This window comes from Paraburkholderia sp. RL17-380-BIE-A (genome assembly GCF_046028085.1).
GTDB lineage: Bacteria > Pseudomonadota > Gammaproteobacteria > Burkholderiales > Burkholderiaceae > Paraburkholderia.
Map to the genome: position 1 here is coordinate 1 of NZ_JARESQ010000034.1, position 19,789 is coordinate 19,789.

Consider the following 19,789-nt stretch of genomic DNA (forward strand, 5'->3'; position numbering starts at 1 on the left):
AGGGAGTTCGTGGGTAATGATCCGTCGGCGCTGATTCTCGGCGACAACATTTTCTACGGGCACGATCTGGCGAAGCAGCTGGAAAACGCCAACGACAAAACCGAAGGCGCCACTGTTTTTGCGTACCACGTGCACGACCCGGAACGGTATGGCGTGGTCGAATTCGACCGCGAGTTCCGTGCGCTTTCGATCGAGGAGAAGCCCGCGAAGCCGCGCTCGAATTACGCGGTCACCGGTCTCTATTTCTACGACAAGCAGGTGTGCGACATTGCCGCGGATATCAAGCCGTCGCCGCGTGGCGAGCTTGAAATCACCGACGTCAACTCGCGTTATCTCGCCAACGCAGCGCTCAATGTCGAGATCATGGGCCGCGGTTACGCCTGGCTCGATACGGGCACGCACGACTCGTTGATCGAAGCGGCGACCTTCATCGCCACGCTGCAGAAGCGTCAGGGACTGGTGGTCGCGTGTCCCGAAGAGATTGCGTACCGGCGGCAATGGATCGACGGCGAACAATTGCTGGCTCTCGCCAAACCGCTCGCCAAGAATGCCTACGGGCAATATCTGCAAAACATTCTTACGGATCAAGTGGCATGGCCATCCAAGTAACCGCTACCGCACTGCCCGAAGTCAAGATCATCGAGCCGAAAGTGTTCGGCGATGCGAGAGGCTTTTTCTTCGAGAGCTTCAATGCGCAGGAATTCGCCGAGCAGGTCGAGCCCGGCGTCGAGTTCTTGCAGGACAATCATTCGCGCTCCGCGAAAGGCGTGCTGCGCGGGCTGCACTATCAGATCCAGAATGCGCAGGGCAAGCTCGTGCGCGTGGTTGAGGGTGAAGTGTTCGACGTCGCGGTCGACATCCGCAAGAGCTCGCCGAATTTCGGCAAATGGGTCGGCGTGGTGCTGTCTGTCGACAATCATCGGCAACTGTGGGTGCCGCCTGGCTTTGCGCACGGTTTCGTGGTGTTGTCCGAGTCCGCGCAATTCCTCTACAAAACCACCGACTACTGGTATCCCGAGCACGAGCGCAGCATCCTCTGGAACGATCCGGAGATCGGCATCGAATGGCCGATCGACTCCGACCCGTTGCTCGCGGCGAAAGACGCGGCGGCCAAGCGTCTCGCCGATGCCGAAGTCTTCGCTTAAGGGGTTGTCGCATGAGCGCACATGATGCCAGGCGGACGATCCTCATCACCGGCGTAAACGGCCAGGTGGGTTTCGAGCTTGCACGTACGCTGCAAGGGCTCGGCAAGGTGGTCGCTGTCGACCGTGCCGCCATGGATCTGTCCGATCTGGATCAGGTTCGTGCCGTCGTTCGGAAAATTCAGCCGACGCTGATCGTCAATCCCGCGGCCTATACCGCGGTCGACAAGGCGGAAGAGGAACTCGATCTCGCCATGCGCGTGAACGGCGAAGTGCCGGGCGTACTCGCCGAAGAAGCGAAAAAGCTCGGTGCGGCGCTGGTTCACTATTCGACCGACTACGTATTCAACGGCGAGAAAGAAGGCGCCTACGTCGAAGACGATCCCACGGATCCGCAAAACGCGTACGGGCGCACCAAGCTCGCCGGCGAAGAGGCTATTGCCGCGAGCGGTTGCGCGCATCTCATTTTTCGGACGAGTTGGGTGTACGGCACGCGAGGCAAGAACTTCCTGTTGACCATGCTGCGCCTCGGCGCGGAGCGCGACGAACTGAGCGTGGTCGCAGATCAGATCGGTGCGCCCACCTGGTCGAAAACCATTGCCGCGCTGAGCGCGAACGTGCTCGCGCAGGCCGTGGCACCGGGCCAGAGCGACTGGTGGCAGGCGCATTCTGGCGTCTATCACCTGACCGCGACGGGCGCGGCGTCGTGGCATGGGTTTGCGCAGGCTATTTTTGAATTGTCCGGCCTCGCGAAAACACCCATCGTCAAACCGATTCCGGCGGCTTCCTATCCCACGCCGGCAAAACGCCCCGGCAATTCGCGCATGTCGAATGACAAGCTGGCGCGGACGTTCGGCGTAGAGGCGCCGGATTGGCGCGACGCCTTGCAACTTTGTCTGGCCGAGCGTTGAGCGACATAGCGCAGACATCGCGCGCGGGTGCTGTCGTCGTTTTCTACAATCCGGATGCGGCTTGTATCGAGCGGGCGAACCGGCTCGCGGCGAGGATGCACTGCGTGGTGGTCGACAACACGCCGGGCATTCGCGCAGCGGGCGAGTTGGGACTGGCCGGCTCCATCGACTATCTGCCCAACGGTGAGAATGCGGGCATCGCGACGGCGATCAATCAGGGTGTCGAGGCGCTGCTTCGCGGCGGCTTCGATATGGCGATCCTCTTCGATCAGGACAGCGAGCCGCCCGCGTCGCTGTTCACCGAATTGCCGAAGGTCATCGCCGAGGCGAATGCTTCGGGCGAGCGCGTCGCGCTGGCGGGCCCGGCCTACGAAGATGCGCGCTTGCGTGGCCTCGCGCCGTTCGTGCGCTTCAAGTGGGGCACGCTCGAAAGGATTGCCCCGCAGGGCGATCGGCCCATCGACGTCGATTTTCTGATTTCGTCCGGGTCGTGCATCAACCTGCGCTGGTGGTCGAGTATTGGCCCGATGGACGACGCGCTTTTCATCGATTTCGTCGACCTGGAATGGTGTGTGCGTGCCAAGCAGAAAGGGTATCGGGTGCTGGGCGTGCCGTGGGTGCACATGAGCCATGAACTGGGGGGCGAACCGGTTCGCGTACTGGGCCGGGCGTATCCCATGCACAGCCCGTTACGCCATTACTACCTGTTCCGTAACGCCGTCGTGCTGATCGGCCGTTCGTATGTGCCCTGGACCTGGAAGTCGTCCGAACTGGTCAAATTTCCCGTGAGGCTGGTGATTTATTCGCTCATGCCCTCACAGCGGATGGCTCATTTGAAAATGGCCTTGCGCGGACTATGGGATGGCATTCGCGGGCGCCTGGGCAGGCTTTAGAAACGCGGTTCGGCAGCAGCCGGTGCCATTGGTCAGGCGCCCTATGGGTGGCAGTCATCCTCGTCGGATGCGCAGGAAGGAAAATGCATGAATACAAAATTGGATGAGCAGCAGAAGGATGGGGTCCGTCAGGACCTTTCCCAGAGCGAGCCGGTGTCGAATGTCACCGCCGATGTGAGCCGCCTTCAGGGGCGCGTGGCCTTGCTTGAACGACTGCTGGATGACGCGTTGCGCGACGGTGAGTCGATCGCCAAGTTGAACAATCGGATTCTGCAGCTGGAAGTCGAAAATACGGCGCTGCGTAGTTCGACCTCGTGGCGGCTCACGGCGCCGCTGCGGTCGGTTTCGCGTGTCGGGCTGGCGGTGCGGCTCGCTTTCAGCACCATCGAGCGTCAAGCCGAGGTCAGGGGCGGCTTGGGCAGTGCGTTGGGCTATTACGCATCGGTGATATGGCGCGAGGGCCTGCCGGGCGTCGTGGCGCGCGTGCGCCGCTTGAAGAGCGGTCGCGGCTTCGCCGACGGTCCGCCGCGTGACGAGATCTACCATGAGTGGATCAGCATGTATGACACGGTCACACCGGCCAAGCGAACCGAAATCGAAGCGGAGCTCGACCGGTTGGCGCGCAAGCCGTTGATCTCGGTTGTCGTGCCCACGTTCAATAGCGACGAGCGATTGCTGCGCGAAATGATCGCCTCGGTTCAGGCGCAGATCTATCCGCACTGGGAGCTATGCATCGCCGACGACGCGTCGACCCAGCCGCACGTCAAGGCCGTGTTGCAGGAGTTCGCCGCGGCCGACAGCCGCATCAAGGTCGTCTTCCGCGAGACGAACGGCCACATTTCCGAAGCAAGCAATAGTGCGCTCGCGCTCGCCACGGGCGAATACGTGGCCTTATTGGATCACGACGACCTGCTGCCGCCGCACGCGCTCTACATGGTGGCGCGCTACATCAATCTGCATCCGCAAGGGCGGATGTTTTATAGCGACGAAGACAAGCTCACCACGGAAGGCAAGCGGACCACGCCTTATTTCAAGTGCGACTGGAATCCGCAGATGTTCCTGACGCAGAACATGTTCTCGCACCTGGGCGTGTTTGAGACGAAGCTGGTGCGGGAAGCGGGCGGCTTCAGAAAGGGTTTCGAAGGCAGCCAGGATTACGACCTGGCTCTGCGTTGCGTCGAGCTTGCCGGCGACGACAGCGTGATTCACATTCCGCATGTGCTCTACCACTGGCGAATCGTTCCCGGCAGTACGGCGGGCAGCGGCAGCGAGAAGCCTTATGCGCTGGTTGCCGGCATTCGCGCTCTGGAAGACCACTTGAAGCGGGCGAACATCAGCGCAACGGTCGAGCACCCGATCGAAATGCTCGGCGTGCTGCGCGTGCGTTATACGCTGCCGAGTCCACAGCCCAAAGTGTCGATTATCATCCCGACCCGCGATGGACTCGCATTGCTCAAGCAATGCATCGACAGTATTTTCGCGCGCACGCTCTATCAGAACTTTGAAATCATCATCGTCGATAACGGCAGTGTGAGGCCAGAAACGCTGAGATATTTCGATGAGGTGTCGCAGCGTCCCAATGTGCGTGTTTTACGCGATGAATCGCCGTTCAATTTCTCCGCGCTGAATAATCACGCAGCCCGTGCGGCGACCGGTGAGTATTTGTGTCTGCTGAATAACGATATTGAAGTTATCTCGCCGGACTGGCTGAATGAAATGGTCAGTCTGGCCCATTTGCCGCGTGCCGGCGCGGTGGGTGCGTGTTTGTGGTATCCGAATGACGCGTTGCAGCACGGTGGCGTGGTGATCGGTCTTGGGGGTATTGCCGGCCACATGCATCACATGATGAAGCGCGGGCATTTCGGCTATTTCGGCCGCGCGGTCGCGACGCAGAATCTGACGGCCGTGACTGCCGCATGTCTCGTCGTCAAGAAGTCGGTCTACGACGAAGTGGGCGGTCTGGAAGAAGATCTGGCGGTCGCCTTCAACGACGTGGACTTCTGCATGAAGCTCGTCAAAGCGGGCTACCGCAATATCTGGACGCCGTACGCCGAGCTGTACCACCACGAATCGGCGACGCGCGGCTCGGACCATGACCCCGCCAAGTACGAACGTTTCCTGAGCGAAATTCGCCGCATGGAGGCACGTTGGGAAGGCTGGTTCGAACGGGACCCCGCGTATAACCCCAATCTGTCGCTCAGCTGCGAGGTTCTGCCGTTTACGCTCGCGTCGCCGCCACGCATCGGTCAGTTCGAATAGTGGCGCCCACGCATGCTTGCGCCGGCGCGTCGGCCAGGCGGCGCGCGGGGCGGGGATGCGGTAAAGGCCTGATTTGACTGGGTTCAGTTCGCTGCGGCAGAATGCCGGGTTAAGATGACGGCGGCTGTATCCAGAAATATTCATTACGTTCCGGCGCGCTCGCGAACACGCCGCCGGAATTTTTAGCACCGTTTGCATCGGTTTGACGATCGAGGCGCGAACGGTTTGTCGGAATCTATCAATGCAAATTTCAGTTTTGCGGCATCGGTCGCTTTTGTGGGATTTTGTCCGCCGTGACCTTGCGACTAAATTCCGTGGCTCGGCGCTTGGCTCCGTCTGGATGCTCGTTACGCCAATCCTCACCTTGCTGGTCTATTTCTTTGTTTTTAGCGTGGTGTTTAAGGCGCGCTGGTCGGGTGGCACCTTAAACAGTAAGGCTTCCGCATTGATTCTTTTCAGTGGACTGATTACTTACACGTTCTTTTCGGAGTGTTTTCTGCGCGCGCCGATGCTGATGCGGGAGAATCCGAACTTTATCAAAAAGGTCGTGTTCCCGCTCGAAGTATTGCCGCTCGCGATTACCGTGTCCGCGGTCGTGAACGCCGCGATCGGCTACGGCCTTCTGCTCGTGTTCAATCTGGTGTTCGTCGGCTTGCCGCCGCTGTCCTCGATTGCGTTGCCGGTGGTTCTTCTGCCGATGTTTTTCGCCGTGCTGGGTTTGACTTATCTGCTGGCGTCGCTCGGCGTGTATCTACCCGATATCAAGCTGCTGGTCCCGCCGCTCTCCATGGCGATCATGTATCTGAGCCCGGTCTTCTATCCGCTCGATATGGTGCCGCAAATCCTCAGATTCGCGGTCGCGATGAATCCTTTTACGCCGGTACTGGAAAATGTTCGGCACGTGTTTTTCTTTGGCGAATGGCCGGACCCGGTGGGAATGATCATTCAGCTGGCCGTGTCGATTGTTTTTCTAAGCGCATGCTACTGGTTTTTCATGAAATCCAAAAAGGGATTTCCTGATGTGCTTTAAACGTTTCGCCAAAAGATATAAGTCGAATTAACGTCGGCAGGCATTGGATTAATATAATGAATAGCAAGAAGGCGCGTGTTGGTATCGTTGTCGTCACCTTCAACTCGGCGGAGGTGTTCGCGCTTGCGATCGAGAGTCTGATCAAGACCCGAAGCGATACGGAATTCGTGGTGGCCGCGATCGATAACGCATCGCGGCCGGCTGAACGCGCCGCCGTGCAGGCCACGTTCGAGAACGCCGTCGCACAGCATGGCTTGCAAGGTCAGTTCTTTCAGCAGGACAAGAACCTCGGTTTCTCCGGTGGCAACAACATCGGCATCGAGTACTGTCTGGCGGATCCGACCATTACGCATATCTGCCTGCTCAATAGCGATGTCATCGTCACCGACCATTGGCTCGATTACCTGGTCGCGGCTGATAAGGATGCGATCGGCCCGCTGACGAATGCGTCGAACAACGAGCAGGGAATCCCCATTCCTTACCAGCTTGGCGACCGCAACAGGCTGGGCGAGGGCAGCGCCGTGCTCGACATGCCGGCGCTCACCGAATTCGCGATCCGCCGGCGGGAAGGCTGGCTCGGTTTGACGGTCGACAGCGACTTCCTGAGCTACTACTGCGTGCTGTTTTCCCGCGAACTGATCGAGCGCGTGGGCAGGCTCGACGAGCGCTTCTTTCCAGGCGCTTACGAAGACGATGACCATTGCGTGCGCATCCTCGAAGGTGGCTTCAAGATGCACGTGGCCCGCGACGTGTATATCCATCACTGGGGATCGGCGTCGTTCGGCAAGCTGGATGTCGTCGAGGCGCAGGGATTCGCAGCGCAGAACCGCGCCCGCTTCGAAGAGAAGCACGGCCGCGCATGGAAGGACCGCACGCGCCTGTCCGTGACCGCCTGGATGCAGGATTCGTTGTTTGCGATCGCCTCGCCGAAGCGCTTTCCGATTCACCTCGAAACGCATCACCTGTACGCCACGCAAATGCGCACCCTCGTGGAGGGCCTCGAAGCCTATTCCAGACACCTCAGCGGCGAGATTGCGCGTAACCAGGCGGAGCAGTTGACCGACCTGCGTTCAATGGTGATGGGGAGGCAGGTCGATGAGCGTGCGTCGGCGGCCTCGTTGCTGCCGGCGATCAGCGCCATTGCTGCAGACATCGAGCAATACCTGTCGGCGGAAAGTGAAGGCGTTTCGCCCGAAATCACGCAACGCATGGCGGTACGCTTCGAAACGCTGGCTCGTGATCTGGACGCGCTGGTCGCGAGAACGTCGGGAATGGCCCATGAACTGACGGTCATACAAGCCGCCAGGACGCAAGACAAGCCGCTCGGTCTGAAGCAACGTGCGATGAACCGGCTGGCGCGCGCGGCGCAGTTCCCCACTTCGAAGGTGAGCAAGCTGGTCCGCGGATACGAATTGTTGCAACTGCTGTTCGACAGCAACGGAATTCTGTTCTTCGCACCGTATCCGACCAAGGAGCGCGAGCGGGACGGCTACTTTCAGCGCGTCAAGGCGATCGATTCGCTGTTTCCTTCAAAGCACCGGGTGTATTGCGATGTTCGGGACCATCCGGAGGCGAAGCCCTTTATCGAGCGGGCGGCCCATAACGCCTGGGTTCTGAATATCTCGTTGTCGTCGGTCAATCAGCGCCGCGTCGTGGCGCTGCTGGCGCGCCGCTTCAAGCGCGCTTATTTCCACAGCGTGTTGCGCATGCCGAATGCCGCGGCGGAAGCGGCGCTTCGCGCACCGGGTCTGAAATGGGTGCTCGACGTGCATGGTGTCGTACCCGAAGAGTTTCGGATGCACAATGATTTCTTCTCCGCGCGCATTCATGACGACTGTGAACGGATGGCTGCGGAGAAAGCGAACCGCGTGATCGTGGTGTCGCAGGCGATGGGTAACTACCTCGCGCACAAGTATCGCGAACTGCTGCGGGCAAAAGTCATCGTATTGCCCATCTTCGCGTTGGAAGAGGGCAGCGAAGCCGCGCGGCCTTACAAGGACGGCCGACCTACAGTCATTTATGCCGGCGGCACGCAGAAGTGGCAAAACGTACCCGCCATGCTGAACGTAATTGCGCGAGCCCTGGAGCGCGCCGATTGGTGGATGTACACGCCGGATATCGATGTGATGCGAAACGCGGCGTCACCCGAGGTTCAGGCCCACCCGAACTTCCATGTGGCGAGTGCGACCCGTGCTGAACTCAACCAGGTCTATCAGCATTGCCATTTCGGTTTCATTTTGCGGGACGACATGGTGGTGAACCACGTGTCCTGCCCGACCAAGCTGATCGAGTATCTGGCATTCGGCATCGTTCCCATCGTGGATACGCCCAATATCGGCGATTTCAACACGTATGGCATGCGTTACGTGAGTGTCGAGGATTTCGCCAAGGGGCGCATTCCCGACGCGGCGACGCGCATGGAAATGGCCGCGCATAACAGGCAGATCTGCGAGCGGCTGGTCGAGCAGAAGGCCACCGGCGAGAAGGAACTCATCGAGGCGCTGACCTAGTCGGCTCAACCGGGGCCGCCGCGCACGCAGGGCGGCTGGCTTCCGATTACAGCTTGCTTTAAAGCTGTTCATCAACAAAGAGAGTGGTCTTGGACGATATAGCTATCCACGTTCGCGAGCTGAGCAAGCGTTACGAACTTTATGCGAAGCCTCATCATCGGCTGGCGCAGATGCTCCTTCGTGGCCGTCGTCAGTTCTTCGGCGAATTCTGGCCGCTGCGCAACATCTCCTTCGACGTGAAGAAGGGCGAAGCGGTAGGTATCGTGGGCCGCAACGGCGCCGGTAAATCGACGCTTCTGCAGATCATTGCGGGCGTGCTGTCGCCCACGCAGGGCGACGTGCAGGTGCATGGCCGGGTAGCGGCCCTGCTCGAACTGGGCAGCGGCTTCAATCCGGAGTTCACGGGCCGCGAGAACGCGTACCTGAACGGTTCGATTCTCGGTCTGACGCGCAAGGAGATGGACGCGGCGATGCCGGAGATCATCCGCTTCGCGGCGATCGGCGATTTCTTCGACCAGCCCGTCAAGCACTACTCGAGCGGGATGATGGTGCGTGTCGCGTTCGCGGTGCAGGTGCAACTGAACCCGGATGTCCTGATCGTCGACGAGGCATTGGCGGTGGGCGACGCGCTGTTCCAGAAGCGATGCTATCAACGCATTCGCCAGCTTCGCGATCGTGGCGTCGCGATTCTGTTCGTGTCGCACGACATCGAATCGGTCCGGACGTTTACCGACCGCGCGATTCTGCTTCACCACGGCGAGGTGATGGCGGCAGGGCCGTCGGGCGAAGTCGTGCTGGCCTATCGCAAGCTGTTGCACGACGAGGAAAACCTGGCGAAGCAGAAGGAGATCGCCGAGCACAAGCAGGCGTTGAAAGCGGACACGGCCGCGAAGGTTGAGGCGCTGGCCGCACCCGCGGAGCCGGCCGCGCCTGATGCGCCCGCCACGCCCACGGCGCCCGCCGCGGCGGCGCAACCGCTCGCGGCCGCAGCCGCGGAGGGACATCTCGCGGAAGCGGTGTCGGATGTCGCGGACGCAACGGATCAGGTGGAAAGCGAGGCCCGCAACGAAGGAGGCAAATTCGAATTCGGCAGCCTGGAAGCGATGATTACGGACGTCTCCGTACTGGACGGCGCGGGCGAGCAATGCACCACGTTTTACACGGGCGACACGATCAAGGTCGTGGTGAAGTTCTCGATCCGTCAGGACATGGACAAGCTCTATGTCAATCTGCGTATCCGCAACAAGGAAGGCATCAAGATGTATTCCTGGGGGACATTCAACCAGGACGCTGAACTGATCGCGGCGAAGCAGGACGGCTTTATTTTCTGGAACCGGAAGTTTCGCGCGGGCGAGGAGCATTCCGTCGTCTTTACGATGGACCGCTGCGCGCTCGGCGAAAACTTCTACGAAGTGCAGGCGTCGCTGATTCACCAGGAGTCGATGAATTTCTCCGACCAGGCGATCTTGCACTGGATCGACGAGGCGGCCTTCTTCATGGTCCGCGCGCGTGTCGACACGCATTTCTTCGGCGGCGTTTGCGATCTGCACATGCGCGCCGAACTTGAAGCACCCACCGGCGAAGCCTCGTAAGTCAACGCCTGTCTGCGCGCCAACCGGTGCGACTGACGTTCTTCGACAAAACGGCTCGCCGTACAAAACCTTGGTGTTGACTGTATGACCGTGTTTTCAAGCCACGATGTGCGAGCATGCTTGCGCCAGTGCGTAACCTGTTTCGGGCACGGCAAGATCCTGTACGTGGGCGCGCACGCCGCTCTCGCACTCGACTTCCTGCTGGCCGCGGGAACCGACCCGCACGCGCTGTCGCTCGACGCGGATGGCGGGGCGCAAGCCGATCACCGGTTCGTGTCCAATCGGATCGAGGCGGCGTCCGCTACGGCGCCCGCTCTCGACATGACCCAGCGCGAATCTTTCGACGCGGCAATCGTGGTTCTCCCGCCGGACGGCCAGGCCGCCGACGCAGCGCTCTGGCTCAAGCTGATCGCGGATGCAGGTATCGCGAACGTCGCGCTAGTGGCCCCGGTCACGCAGGGCGGGATCGACGCTCCATCCGCCGAGCGCACTAAAAAACGCGCCTTCGAACTCGGGTTCCGCATTCACGCCCGTTTGAGTTTCGCGCGGCTGACTTATCCGCTGCCCCCGTTGGGCGGCTATGAAGTCTGCGCGTTCGAGCGTGCTGCGAACGCGTCGATGGAGCAAAGTCCGGCGCTAGCCGAAGATGCCTTGCGGCATACCGACCCGGCGTCGCGAACCGCAGTCGCCGAAGTGACGCAGATCGACAGTTTCGTTCGGGTCGGCGACACCGTTCTCGTGCTGGACGATATGGCCGGCAGCGGCGCCTACATCGTCGCGCAGAACTCGATTGCGCGCCACGTGCTGGGCGTCTTGCCGGACGCGCTGCGGTGCGGCTATGCGTTGACTCAATATGGCGTCGCCGGACGTGTCGATTTCAGGCCGTGGTCCGGTGAGGAATTGCACGGTCTTGCACACCATTCTTTCGACGTGGTGATTTGCCGCGACCTTCGTCGTTTCGCGCCGCTCGACTGGCCGCGGCTCGCCGAGATCGTGAGGCCCGGCGGGCGGTTGATTCTGGAGCTTCGCGCGCTGGAAAGCGTGGGCGACGCTTCAGTCGAAACGCAGTCTCCTGTCGAACTGTTGCGTTCGGCTACAGGTTCGACTCACGCAGACTGGCTGCCGGAATGCGCGTTTGTTTCGCCGCCGGATGCGCCGTCGGACTTCGCATGGCGCAAGATCGCACTCGACGAGCGCACCGCAGCCAGTGACGGCCACCTGATCGTCGTCTCGATGCGCGATCCCGTTGGCGCGGACGCCTCGGCATTCGTCGATACGATGTACGAGCACGCCGGTTCGCCCGCGTTCAACGTGTTGCCGGACGGGCGCAGCATGGTGAATCCATGGCTCTTCAGGAGCATGGTGACCATGGGCACGCGCATGAACAACGACGCCGAATTGGGAAGCCTGCAAGCGCGAGTCCTGGAGCAGGCTCCGCACGACACCGCCGACTACGGCGCGGCGCTTTGTGGCCACGCGTATCGCGTGCTCGCGGCGCGGGCTTCGGCGGAAACGGTGCGCACATGTGTGGCGGAAATTCAGGCGTACGTCGATACGAACAAGGGCGACGCGCAGTATTTGCGATGGTCGATCTCGCAGAGTTACGTGGCGGCAAAACTCTTGCAGGCGGTAGGCGATCTGGAGGGGGCCGAATCGTGGGCGTTGAAGTGCGCCGCGTTGGACCCGGTTCCTTTTAGTCCGCTGCTGGCGACCAAAACGGTTGCCGCGCTCGACCTGGCGGCGAGCTTCGCCGTGATTCGCCGTGACTATGAGGCCGCGCGCCGGTATCTCGAGCGAGCGGTGCAGGAAGTCCAGCGGGTGCTGTCGGGCGACTGGGTCAACATTCTCGGCGACCTCGCGAAGCCATTGAGCTTCGGGCTGCCGGAAGTTTCCCAGCTGGCCGAATTGGGTGCGCGGTGTGCTTATCTTCTGAATTATCTCGCCGATGCCGAATATCGGCCGGGGCTGGTATGGCGTGAGCACCGTGGCTTCTATGAGCGTGTTTTCGAAGCAAAGGACACGCAGATCGAAGTCCTGCTGGAGCGTAATACCTTCTTGTACGGTGAGACACAGCGTCTGGAAGGCGTCATTCAGCAAGGCAAAGGCGAGGAGGCTCGCCTCGAAGGCGTGATCCAGGCGGGTAAAGACGAGGCGGCTCGCCTGGAAGGCGTGATTCAGGCGGGTAGGCACGAGGCGGATCGTCTTGAAGGCGTGATCCACGCAGGCAGGATTCAACTGGATCGCCTCGAAGGCGTGATTAGCGAGAGGGATAGGGAAGTGGCTGCTCTCAGACAGATCGTTGCTGCTGATGAAACGGAAAAGTCTCGCCTCGCATCGGCGCTGGCGGATCAACAACTCATTAGCGAGACGCTGCGTGCGTTGGCTGCGCGAACCTTGAAGGCCAGGTTGCGCCGCGCGTTTCGTGCGCTTTCGCGGCGGCTCGGCGCAACGGGCCGGTCACGTCAGCCCGCACCGGTTGCTCCGGCGCCGGCTCCTCCACCGGCCCCGGCGCCCGTCAAGCGCTTTCCCAATGCGCCGTTGCTGCTCGACGAACGGCGCGTCGCGCAGTGGCTCGGGCAGTTCGACACGGACGCGCCGCGCTGGGCGTCGAGTGAAACGCTCTCGTCCGTTTTGCCGGCAGGCGAGCGTGGCGCGAGCGACCTGAACGCCATTGATACGCAACTGAAAATCATCGCCGCCGCCGATGTGCCGTCTTTGACGCCGCAACCGCCCGGCGTGGTTGTCGTCGTGGTGTTCGAGGCCGGCGACAATCCGTACGCATTGCGCAGTGAGGTCTACGATCATGTGGACTTGTGTATCGCGCTCGACCATCAGGTGTTCCTGGGACTGGCGTTGCTGCACCCTATGGTGATCGAGGCAGCGCCCGCGAATATCGTCGATTCCGCACGCCGTTTCTGGAAGGCGATCAATAGCACGCAGTCGCTGATCGTGCCGGATGCTGCCGTCTTCAAGCCGTCGGTCGCGCCGGTTGTCATGTTGCAAGTTGATAGCTTCATGGTGGGCGGTCTCGAGCGTGTCGTCTTCGATCTGCTGGAACGTTTGGGCAAGATGGGCTTTCAGCCGATGCTCGGTGTCACCGGCGATATCGCGGCCGAGGCCGAGGCCGAACTCAAGCAACGCCAATTTAACTACGTGCGTCTGCCGGCTGATCCCGCTGAGCTTCGCGCAGTGCTGGTCGAGCGGCGGGTCGCGCTCGTCAATGCGCACTATTCGCTGTCGCTCGGCGATATCTGCGCTTCGCTGAACATCCCGTTTGTGCAGACCGTCCATAACATGTACATGTGGCTCGACGCCGCAGGCAAGGAGCAGTGGCGTCGCGTGGACGAAGTGACGGACGCCTATATCTGCGTGTCCGCCAACGTCGCCATGTTCGCCGATGTGAATCTGCGCTTGAGCGCGGATCGCATGATCGTCGTGCCCAACGGCTGCGACTCGGGCAGCGCGAAGCCCCTGCTCGAACCGGAGCGCGACCTCGCGCTGCGCGAGGAACTCGGCTTTCCGGCGGATAGTCCGGTGTTCGTCAACGTCGCTTCGATCAACCCGGTGAAGGGGCAAGGTTTGCTGATCGACGCGTTTGCGATCGCCCATGCGAAGCGGCCCGACATCCGCCTCGTGATACTCGGCAAACACGCCGATGCCGGCTACGCCGCGCGGCTCCAGGAGCGCATTGCGCATCATGGCCTGCAAGGCGTGGTGTCGATGCCGGGTTACCGGTCCGACGTCTATCGATTCGTCGATCTGGCGCGCGCGGTCGTGATGCCGTCCTTTACCGAAGGCTGGAGTCTGGCGATATCGGAGGCGCTGCAGCGTAACGCGCCGGTCATCGCCACCGACGTCGGTGGTGCTCGCGAGCAGTTGATTGGCGATGCAAGCACGGTGATTCGCGCCTATCGTGACGACTGGTCGACACTGGACGGCGCCGAGTTTTATCAGGCCATCGCCAACGAGTGGGATTTGCCCGCGGTTCGCGACGAACTGGCCAGAACGATGGTCGATCATGCAGAGCGGCCGGTGCGCCAGCCGCGCGAGGGTCTGCAGCAGTCGTTCCAGTCCATGACGCCGACGGAAGCCTATACGCGGCACGCGGAAATTTTCGCGGCTATCCTGGCTCGCACGAACGCCGATTGCGTACGCTATGCGTCATATCTGCCGCAGCGTCAAAGCCGTTACTTCAAGTTGACCGATGCGCGGCCCGAAGTGGTCTAAAGCTGCCGGTTTCAAAGGATATCTACCATGGCAAAGAAGAAAGTAGTGGTGTTTGCCGGCACGCGGCCGGAAGCGATCAAGGTCATTTCGGTCGTGCAGGCCCTGCGCGCGGCTCCGGATGATTTCGACGTGTGCCTGTGTTCGGTCGGGCAGCACCGGGAAATGTTGATGCAGGCTTTCGCGGACTTCGGCGTGACGCCGGACGCGAGTCTCGACGTGATGTCGCAGAATCAGTCACTGGCCGGACTTAGCGCGCGACTCTTCACCGCGATCGATGAATTCCTCGCCGCGCAGTCGCCTGACATCATCCTCGTGCAGGGCGACACGATGACGGTTCAGGTGGCCGCATTGACGGCGTTCTATCGACGCATTCGCGTCGGGCACATCGAAGCCGGACTGCGCAGTCACGATATGGCCGCGCCGTTTCCGGAGGAGCTCAATCGGCGCGTGGCGTCACTCGTGACCGACGTCCACTTCGCGCCGACGGAATTGTCGAAGAAGAATCTGCTGGCGGAGCAGGTGCCCGCGGACCGCATTTTCGTGACGGGCAATACCGTGGTGGACGCGTTGTATCTGATGCTCGAGCGCCTGAAGCACGAGCATGTCGCGTTGCCGGAACGCGTCGAGGCCGCGCTCGCGGAAGGGCGGCGAATCGTGCTGGTGACGGGGCATCGTCGCGAGAGCTTCGGGCCTGGGTTCGAAAACATCTGCACCGCGTTGCGGAAAATTGCCGAGGCGCATCCGGATGTGCGCATCGTCTATCCGGTGCATATGAATCCGAAGGTCCGGGAAGTGGTCAACCGCGTGTTGAGCGGTCAGGCGGGCATCTATCTGGAAGAGCCGCTGACCTACAAGCCGTTCCAGCGGCTCATGGCGGCGAGTCATATCATCCTGACCGATTCGGGCGGCATTCAGGAAGAGGGGCCTGCGTTGGGCAAGCCGGTTCTGGTGATGCGCGATGTCACCGAGCGGCCGGAAGGCGTCGAGTCGGGTGTGAATAAGCTGGTGGGTACGGATGTCGATACGATCGTTCGTGAGACCGCACGGTTGCTCGACGATTCCGCTGCTTATCAGGCAATGTCCGCTGGTAAGAATCCGTTTGGGGACGGGACGGCAGGCGCGCAGATTGTGGCCATTTTGAAGACGATGTTCGCGTCGGAGTAAGACGCGCGAAAACGCGTGCGGCTCGCTGCTAGGTTTTAGCGGCGGGCCGGCGCCAGCCTTTGTTGAACAGAAGCGTAAGCGGCTTTAGAAGGTGCCGGTCGAATACGATGGGCACGACAATGCCGGCGAGCACATAGACGTACCACATGTGCTCGGTATGCCATTGAAAGGCGCTGTTGTTCACGTCGACCGGTTTGATGAAGCCGAGACCGCAGAGCGCGACGTTGACGAGAAAGAACGCAAACAGTTGATGAAACACGATCGGTAGCGCGTTTGCGCCGATGAAAGCCAGCACCCTCGACGATGCCGGGTTGCTGGAGATGATGCCGGCCACGCCATACATGAAGGCGATCCCCGTGAGGCTTGTGACGACGGGCAGAATGGGATGCTCAAATTTCATGATCTGCATCCAGAAGTCCAATGTTTTTCCGGTCGCCCACAGTTGTTGCTGAATCACATATAAGACCACCAGGACGAGCACGTTCGGCAGGAATCGCGTTACTTTCCAATGCGCGGCCAGATAGCCGACGTAATAGAAAAAAGCCGCGAACGCGATACGCAGCAGGCCGATTTTCAGATATGTGACGGGGCCTTCTAGATACATGACCTTGGCAAAATAGATGGCGCACCCTGCTCCAGCCAGGTAAAGCAAACCCCATCCCATTTGCAAAACCGCTTCATGTCCACGCGTCGCACGCGCGAGGGGTGCGTTCGCTCGCGTATGCACGAGCGCGAAGTACACGCGAACAAAGAAAAGGCAGGTAATGAACCAGTATGGCGAAGTGAAGCCATACGCGCTGGCGCTGCCGAATTGATCGAACAACACCTTCGAGACGGAAAACGGCTGCCACAGTTTCACGAAACCCGCGGCGCGTATTACCTGACAGACGAGCGCATAGACCAGGAAAAAAATCGTCGTAGGCAGCAACAAGGTGCGCGCGTTTCTAAGTACGAAAGCAACCGGCGCCTCAAATTTATCTTCTCTGAAAAATAGCCCGGAGAGGAAGAAGAAAAGAGGCATGTGAAACGAGTAGGGCGAGAAGGGCGTCCAACCGGTGCCACTCCAGGCGTGTCCTGCTACGACGGCGATTATGCCGAGCCCCCGAAGCACATCGACTGTCGTGTCTCTCTCTCGCATTTACGTTATCCGTTCTGTCCCAGTCTGCCTTTCCTTTTATCACAGAATCTTCCCAATTCTTTCTGCTGAAACAAGCTGTTGCAGGAAAGGCCACTTCAACCATTGAGGAACACATGGGCAAGTTGACCGCCGCTCGGCAGCAGACGAGTTGACGGGACGGCAACAAAAATCGCCCGCCGGGAACGGGCGGTCACAGGCCTTCCGAACCCACCCGAACGGCCACGCCAGCGATAGCTGATAGAATTGCTATCTCAAAATTGAACGTGGTGATGAGGCGGCATATGGTGGATTCGGCGCGCGCGGGTAATGACCGAGCCCCCTCGCTGGACATATTGCGAGGCTATGCCGCACTGATCGTTGTGATCGCCCATACGACGGTAGCGGGCGTATACAAGGTCGAACCGCTGTGGGGCTTCCTGAAATGGACACCCCTGCGGGTGTTGTGGGCCGGGCACCAGGCGGTGATCGTCTTCTTCATGCTGAGCGGCTATGCGCTCGCGCACATGTATGGCGAGTTGCGTTCGCGGCGCTACGTCACGTTTGCCGCCGCGCGAGTCGTGCGCTTGTATCCGCCGTTTATCGCATCGCTCGTGGTCGCGTTGGGCATCTATTGGCTCGTGGCCCGCGCTGGTTTCGTCTGGGAAAAAGGCTGGATGTACACCGCACACCCGCATCCAGACAGACAGATGATCTTCGATCATCTGAAGATGATCGGCAGCTACGATACGTCGGTCATCAATCCCCCCATGTGGTCGATCGTGCATGAGATGCGGTTGTCGCTGGCGTTTCCGGTGATCGCCTTTCTCGTGTTTCATCTTCGATTCAAGGCTGTCATTCTCGCGGTCATCAGCTCCGCGCTGATCGGCATAGCGGCTCTGGCCGGATCGCCGAGCCATATTCCATGGCCGCTTCAGGATGCGCTGCTGACCACGCATTACGGCACGTTCTTCGTGATCGGAGCGTGGTTCTATTCGTGCCGCTCGAGGATCCTGTCATGGGCGCATGCATTGCGGCCGGCGTTGCGCGCCGTGTTGTGGGTTGCGGCGTTGGCCCTCTTCGCTTATCCGTTCGACAATCCCTGGAGCATGGGCGCTCGCATCTTCGGTGATCTGGGCTCTGCGACCGGCGCGTTCCTGTTGATGGCGCTGTCTTTTACGATCCAGCCGGGCAGGATCTACAGCGTTGGCCATTGGTTGGGCAAGATCTCCTACAGCCTGTACCTCAACCACTACGTGGTATTGAGCGTATCGCTGGTTATTCTCTATCCGCGATTCGGCGCAGTGCCGGTGTGGTTCGCGACTGTGGTGGGCGCGCTTCTCCTCGGCTACGTGATGAATCGGCTAGTCGAAGTGCCCTCGCAGAATGGCGCACGAGCTTTGCGCCGCAAGTTCTCGCCGAAGGCGGTCGCTTATTCGTCAAATGGTGTGAATATTCGCTCCTAGCCGTCATGATGTGTCCGGCCGTAAGGCGGTAGATGTGTCGGTATCCTGATTGAGTAAGCTCCCTGTGTGAATTGCGCACCGTAGATTACCGATAGCTTGCGGTGCTCACTCATTTCCCTTTCGATATTCTCCGGCAGACGGCTACTACTGCGTCGCGCCTTGCAACATAGCGTCAAAATCCGCGGAGTTTACGCCGAGGCGATGGCAGGTTGATCGCGTGATTCCGGCACGGATTCGCCACGCGTCTCAGCCACTTCTCGTTTTTTTATTCCGTTCTGTCGAATTGAGGGACACCGTCACACTACGGTAGTGTCTCCACGGTAATATAACGTTACAATTTCGAGCTATGCACTAGCGGCATCAAGCTTTTCGTAAGGATTCCTCAGACATGTTTTCCCGGGCCATTCAGGCACTGGTCCTCTGCACCGTCGTGTGCATGGCAAATACCGCTGCGCTTGCAACGCCGCAGCCACATTCGGGCTCACCGGTCGTGTTGAGCGAAACCGTCAACGCACATCATGTGACGGACTTCAGCCATGCATCGACCATTCTGGGCTGCAAAGGATGGATGCTTGCGGCGTGGTTCGGCGGGACCCGCGAGCAGGCGTCGGACACGGGTATCTGGCTCTCCAGAAGATCAGGAGGGCACTGGTCGCCGCCGGTTGAAGTCGCGAATGGTGTGCAGCCGGATGGCAGCCGATTGCCCGTCTGGAACCCCGTTCTATTTTCACCCAGGCATGGACCGGTCATGCTGTTCTACACGGTGGGCGCGACGGCGCAGAACTGGTGGCCGATGCGAATTGTGTCTTGGGATCAGGGGAAAACGTGGTCTGCGCCGCAGCACCTTGCCGCGGGCATAACCGGGCCCGCGAAGAACAAACCGGTCGAACTCGAAAACGGTACGATTGTCTCTCCAGGAAGTACTGAGACGTCCGGATGGAATATCCGCTTTGCGCTTTCGCGTGACGGCGCGAAGACGTGGCAGGAAGTCGATCCGCCGAAATCAGCGGTCCCCATCGATGCAATCCAGCCTGCGATACTGAATCACCACGGCGGACATATCGAGGCCGTGGGCAGGACCCGTAACGGACATGTGTTCAGCGTCTCATCCAGTGACTATGGGCGCCATTGGTCGCCCATGACGCTGTTGCCGCTGCTCAATCCCAACTCCGGTGTGGACGGTATTACGTTGTCCGACGGGCGTGATCTCCTTGTCCTCAATCCCGCGCCGCTGGTGCCAGGAGAAAAGGGACGTGGGCAATTGAGCGTATTGGTATCGTCGGATCACAAGACATGGCGTCCGGTGCTCGACCTGGAGAATGAACGCGGAGAGGAGTTTTCGTACCCGGCTGTCATCCAGACTCCGGACGGCCTGGTTCATATCACGTACACCTACAAACGAAAGGAAATCAGGCACGTCGTGCTGGATCCCAGGCGAATCGAAGCTCAGCAACTGGCTGGCCCGCTTTGACGCGTTTGTA

At 60.3% G+C, this 19,789-nt stretch carries 13 protein-coding genes; 12 read left to right on the forward strand and 1 reads right to left on the reverse strand.

Features of this window, described 5'->3' with window-relative positions; all coding sequences use genetic code 11:
* From P0D68_RS34890 to wecB, 10 genes are all read left to right on the forward strand, one after another.
* Positions 1–609 (forward strand): sugar phosphate nucleotidyltransferase (locus tag P0D68_RS34890; RefSeq protein WP_408303661.1); only part of this gene is annotated, 609 nt, incomplete at its 5' end.
* Positions 594–1,145 carry a dTDP-4-dehydrorhamnose 3,5-epimerase gene (gene rfbC, locus P0D68_RS34895; protein ID WP_408186792.1) on the forward strand — a complete coding sequence of 184 codons (552 nt, stop codon included), beginning with the start codon at positions 594–596 and terminating at the stop codon, positions 1,143–1,145. The genes P0D68_RS34890 and rfbC, both read left to right, overlap by 16 nt.
* 11 nt (positions 1,146–1,156) lie before the next feature.
* Positions 1,157–2,053, forward strand: a complete 897-nt coding sequence (gene rfbD / locus P0D68_RS34900; protein WP_408186791.1) for a dTDP-4-dehydrorhamnose reductase — start codon at positions 1,157–1,159, stop codon at positions 2,051–2,053.
* A complete protein-coding gene (locus P0D68_RS34905) occupies positions 2,050–2,946 on the forward strand; it encodes a glycosyltransferase family 2 protein (RefSeq protein ID WP_408303662.1) in 897 nt (298 codons plus the stop codon). The genes rfbD and P0D68_RS34905 overlap by 4 nt, the downstream gene beginning before the upstream one ends.
* Before the next feature lie 87 nt (positions 2,947–3,033).
* Complete coding sequence (locus tag P0D68_RS34910; RefSeq protein ID WP_408303663.1) at positions 3,034–5,205, forward strand: glycosyltransferase family 2 protein; 2,172 nt, start codon at positions 3,034–3,036, stop codon at positions 5,203–5,205.
* Positions 5,206–5,407: 202 nt separating this feature from the next.
* The gene (locus tag P0D68_RS34915; protein ID WP_408303664.1) at positions 5,408–6,235 is read left to right on the forward strand and encodes an ABC transporter permease; all 828 of its coding nucleotides are present in this window, start codon (positions 5,408–5,410) and stop codon (positions 6,233–6,235) included.
* Positions 6,236–6,291: 56 nt separating this feature from the next.
* Positions 6,292–8,745, forward strand: coding sequence for a glycosyltransferase (locus tag P0D68_RS34920; RefSeq protein ID WP_408303665.1), 2,454 nt, complete (start codon positions 6,292–6,294; stop codon positions 8,743–8,745).
* 89 nt (positions 8,746–8,834) lie between these two features.
* Positions 8,835–10,337, forward strand: coding sequence for an ABC transporter ATP-binding protein (locus P0D68_RS34925; protein ID WP_408303666.1), 1,503 nt, complete (start codon positions 8,835–8,837; stop codon positions 10,335–10,337).
* 120 nt (positions 10,338–10,457) lie between these two features.
* Positions 10,458–14,564, forward strand: coding sequence for a glycosyltransferase (locus tag P0D68_RS34930; RefSeq protein WP_408303667.1), 4,107 nt, complete (start codon positions 10,458–10,460; stop codon positions 14,562–14,564).
* Positions 14,565–14,591: 27 nt separating this feature from the next.
* Complete coding sequence (wecB, locus tag P0D68_RS34935; protein ID WP_408303668.1) at positions 14,592–15,728, forward strand: non-hydrolyzing UDP-N-acetylglucosamine 2-epimerase; 1,137 nt, start codon at positions 14,592–14,594, stop codon at positions 15,726–15,728.
* Between the two features lie 28 nt (positions 15,729–15,756).
* Here the strand turns inward: wecB and P0D68_RS34940 are convergent, their stop codons facing one another.
* Positions 15,757–16,839: an acyltransferase family protein gene (locus tag P0D68_RS34940; RefSeq protein ID WP_408468824.1), complete on the reverse strand. Its 1,083-nt coding sequence runs from the start codon at positions 16,837–16,839 to the stop codon at positions 15,757–15,759.
* A 308-nt stretch (positions 16,840–17,147) separates the two neighbouring features.
* Here P0D68_RS34940 and P0D68_RS34945 point away from each other — a divergent pair, with 308 nt between their 5' ends.
* Together P0D68_RS34945 and P0D68_RS34950 are read left to right on the forward strand one after the other, a co-directional pair.
* Positions 17,148–18,308, forward strand: a complete 1,161-nt coding sequence (locus P0D68_RS34945) for an acyltransferase family protein (RefSeq protein WP_408303670.1) — start codon at positions 17,148–17,150, stop codon at positions 18,306–18,308.
* 388 nt (positions 18,309–18,696) lie between these two features.
* Positions 18,697–19,779, forward strand: coding sequence for a sialidase family protein (locus tag P0D68_RS34950; protein ID WP_408303671.1), 1,083 nt, complete (start codon positions 18,697–18,699; stop codon positions 19,777–19,779).
* The last annotated feature ends 10 nt before the right edge of the window (positions 19,780–19,789 follow it).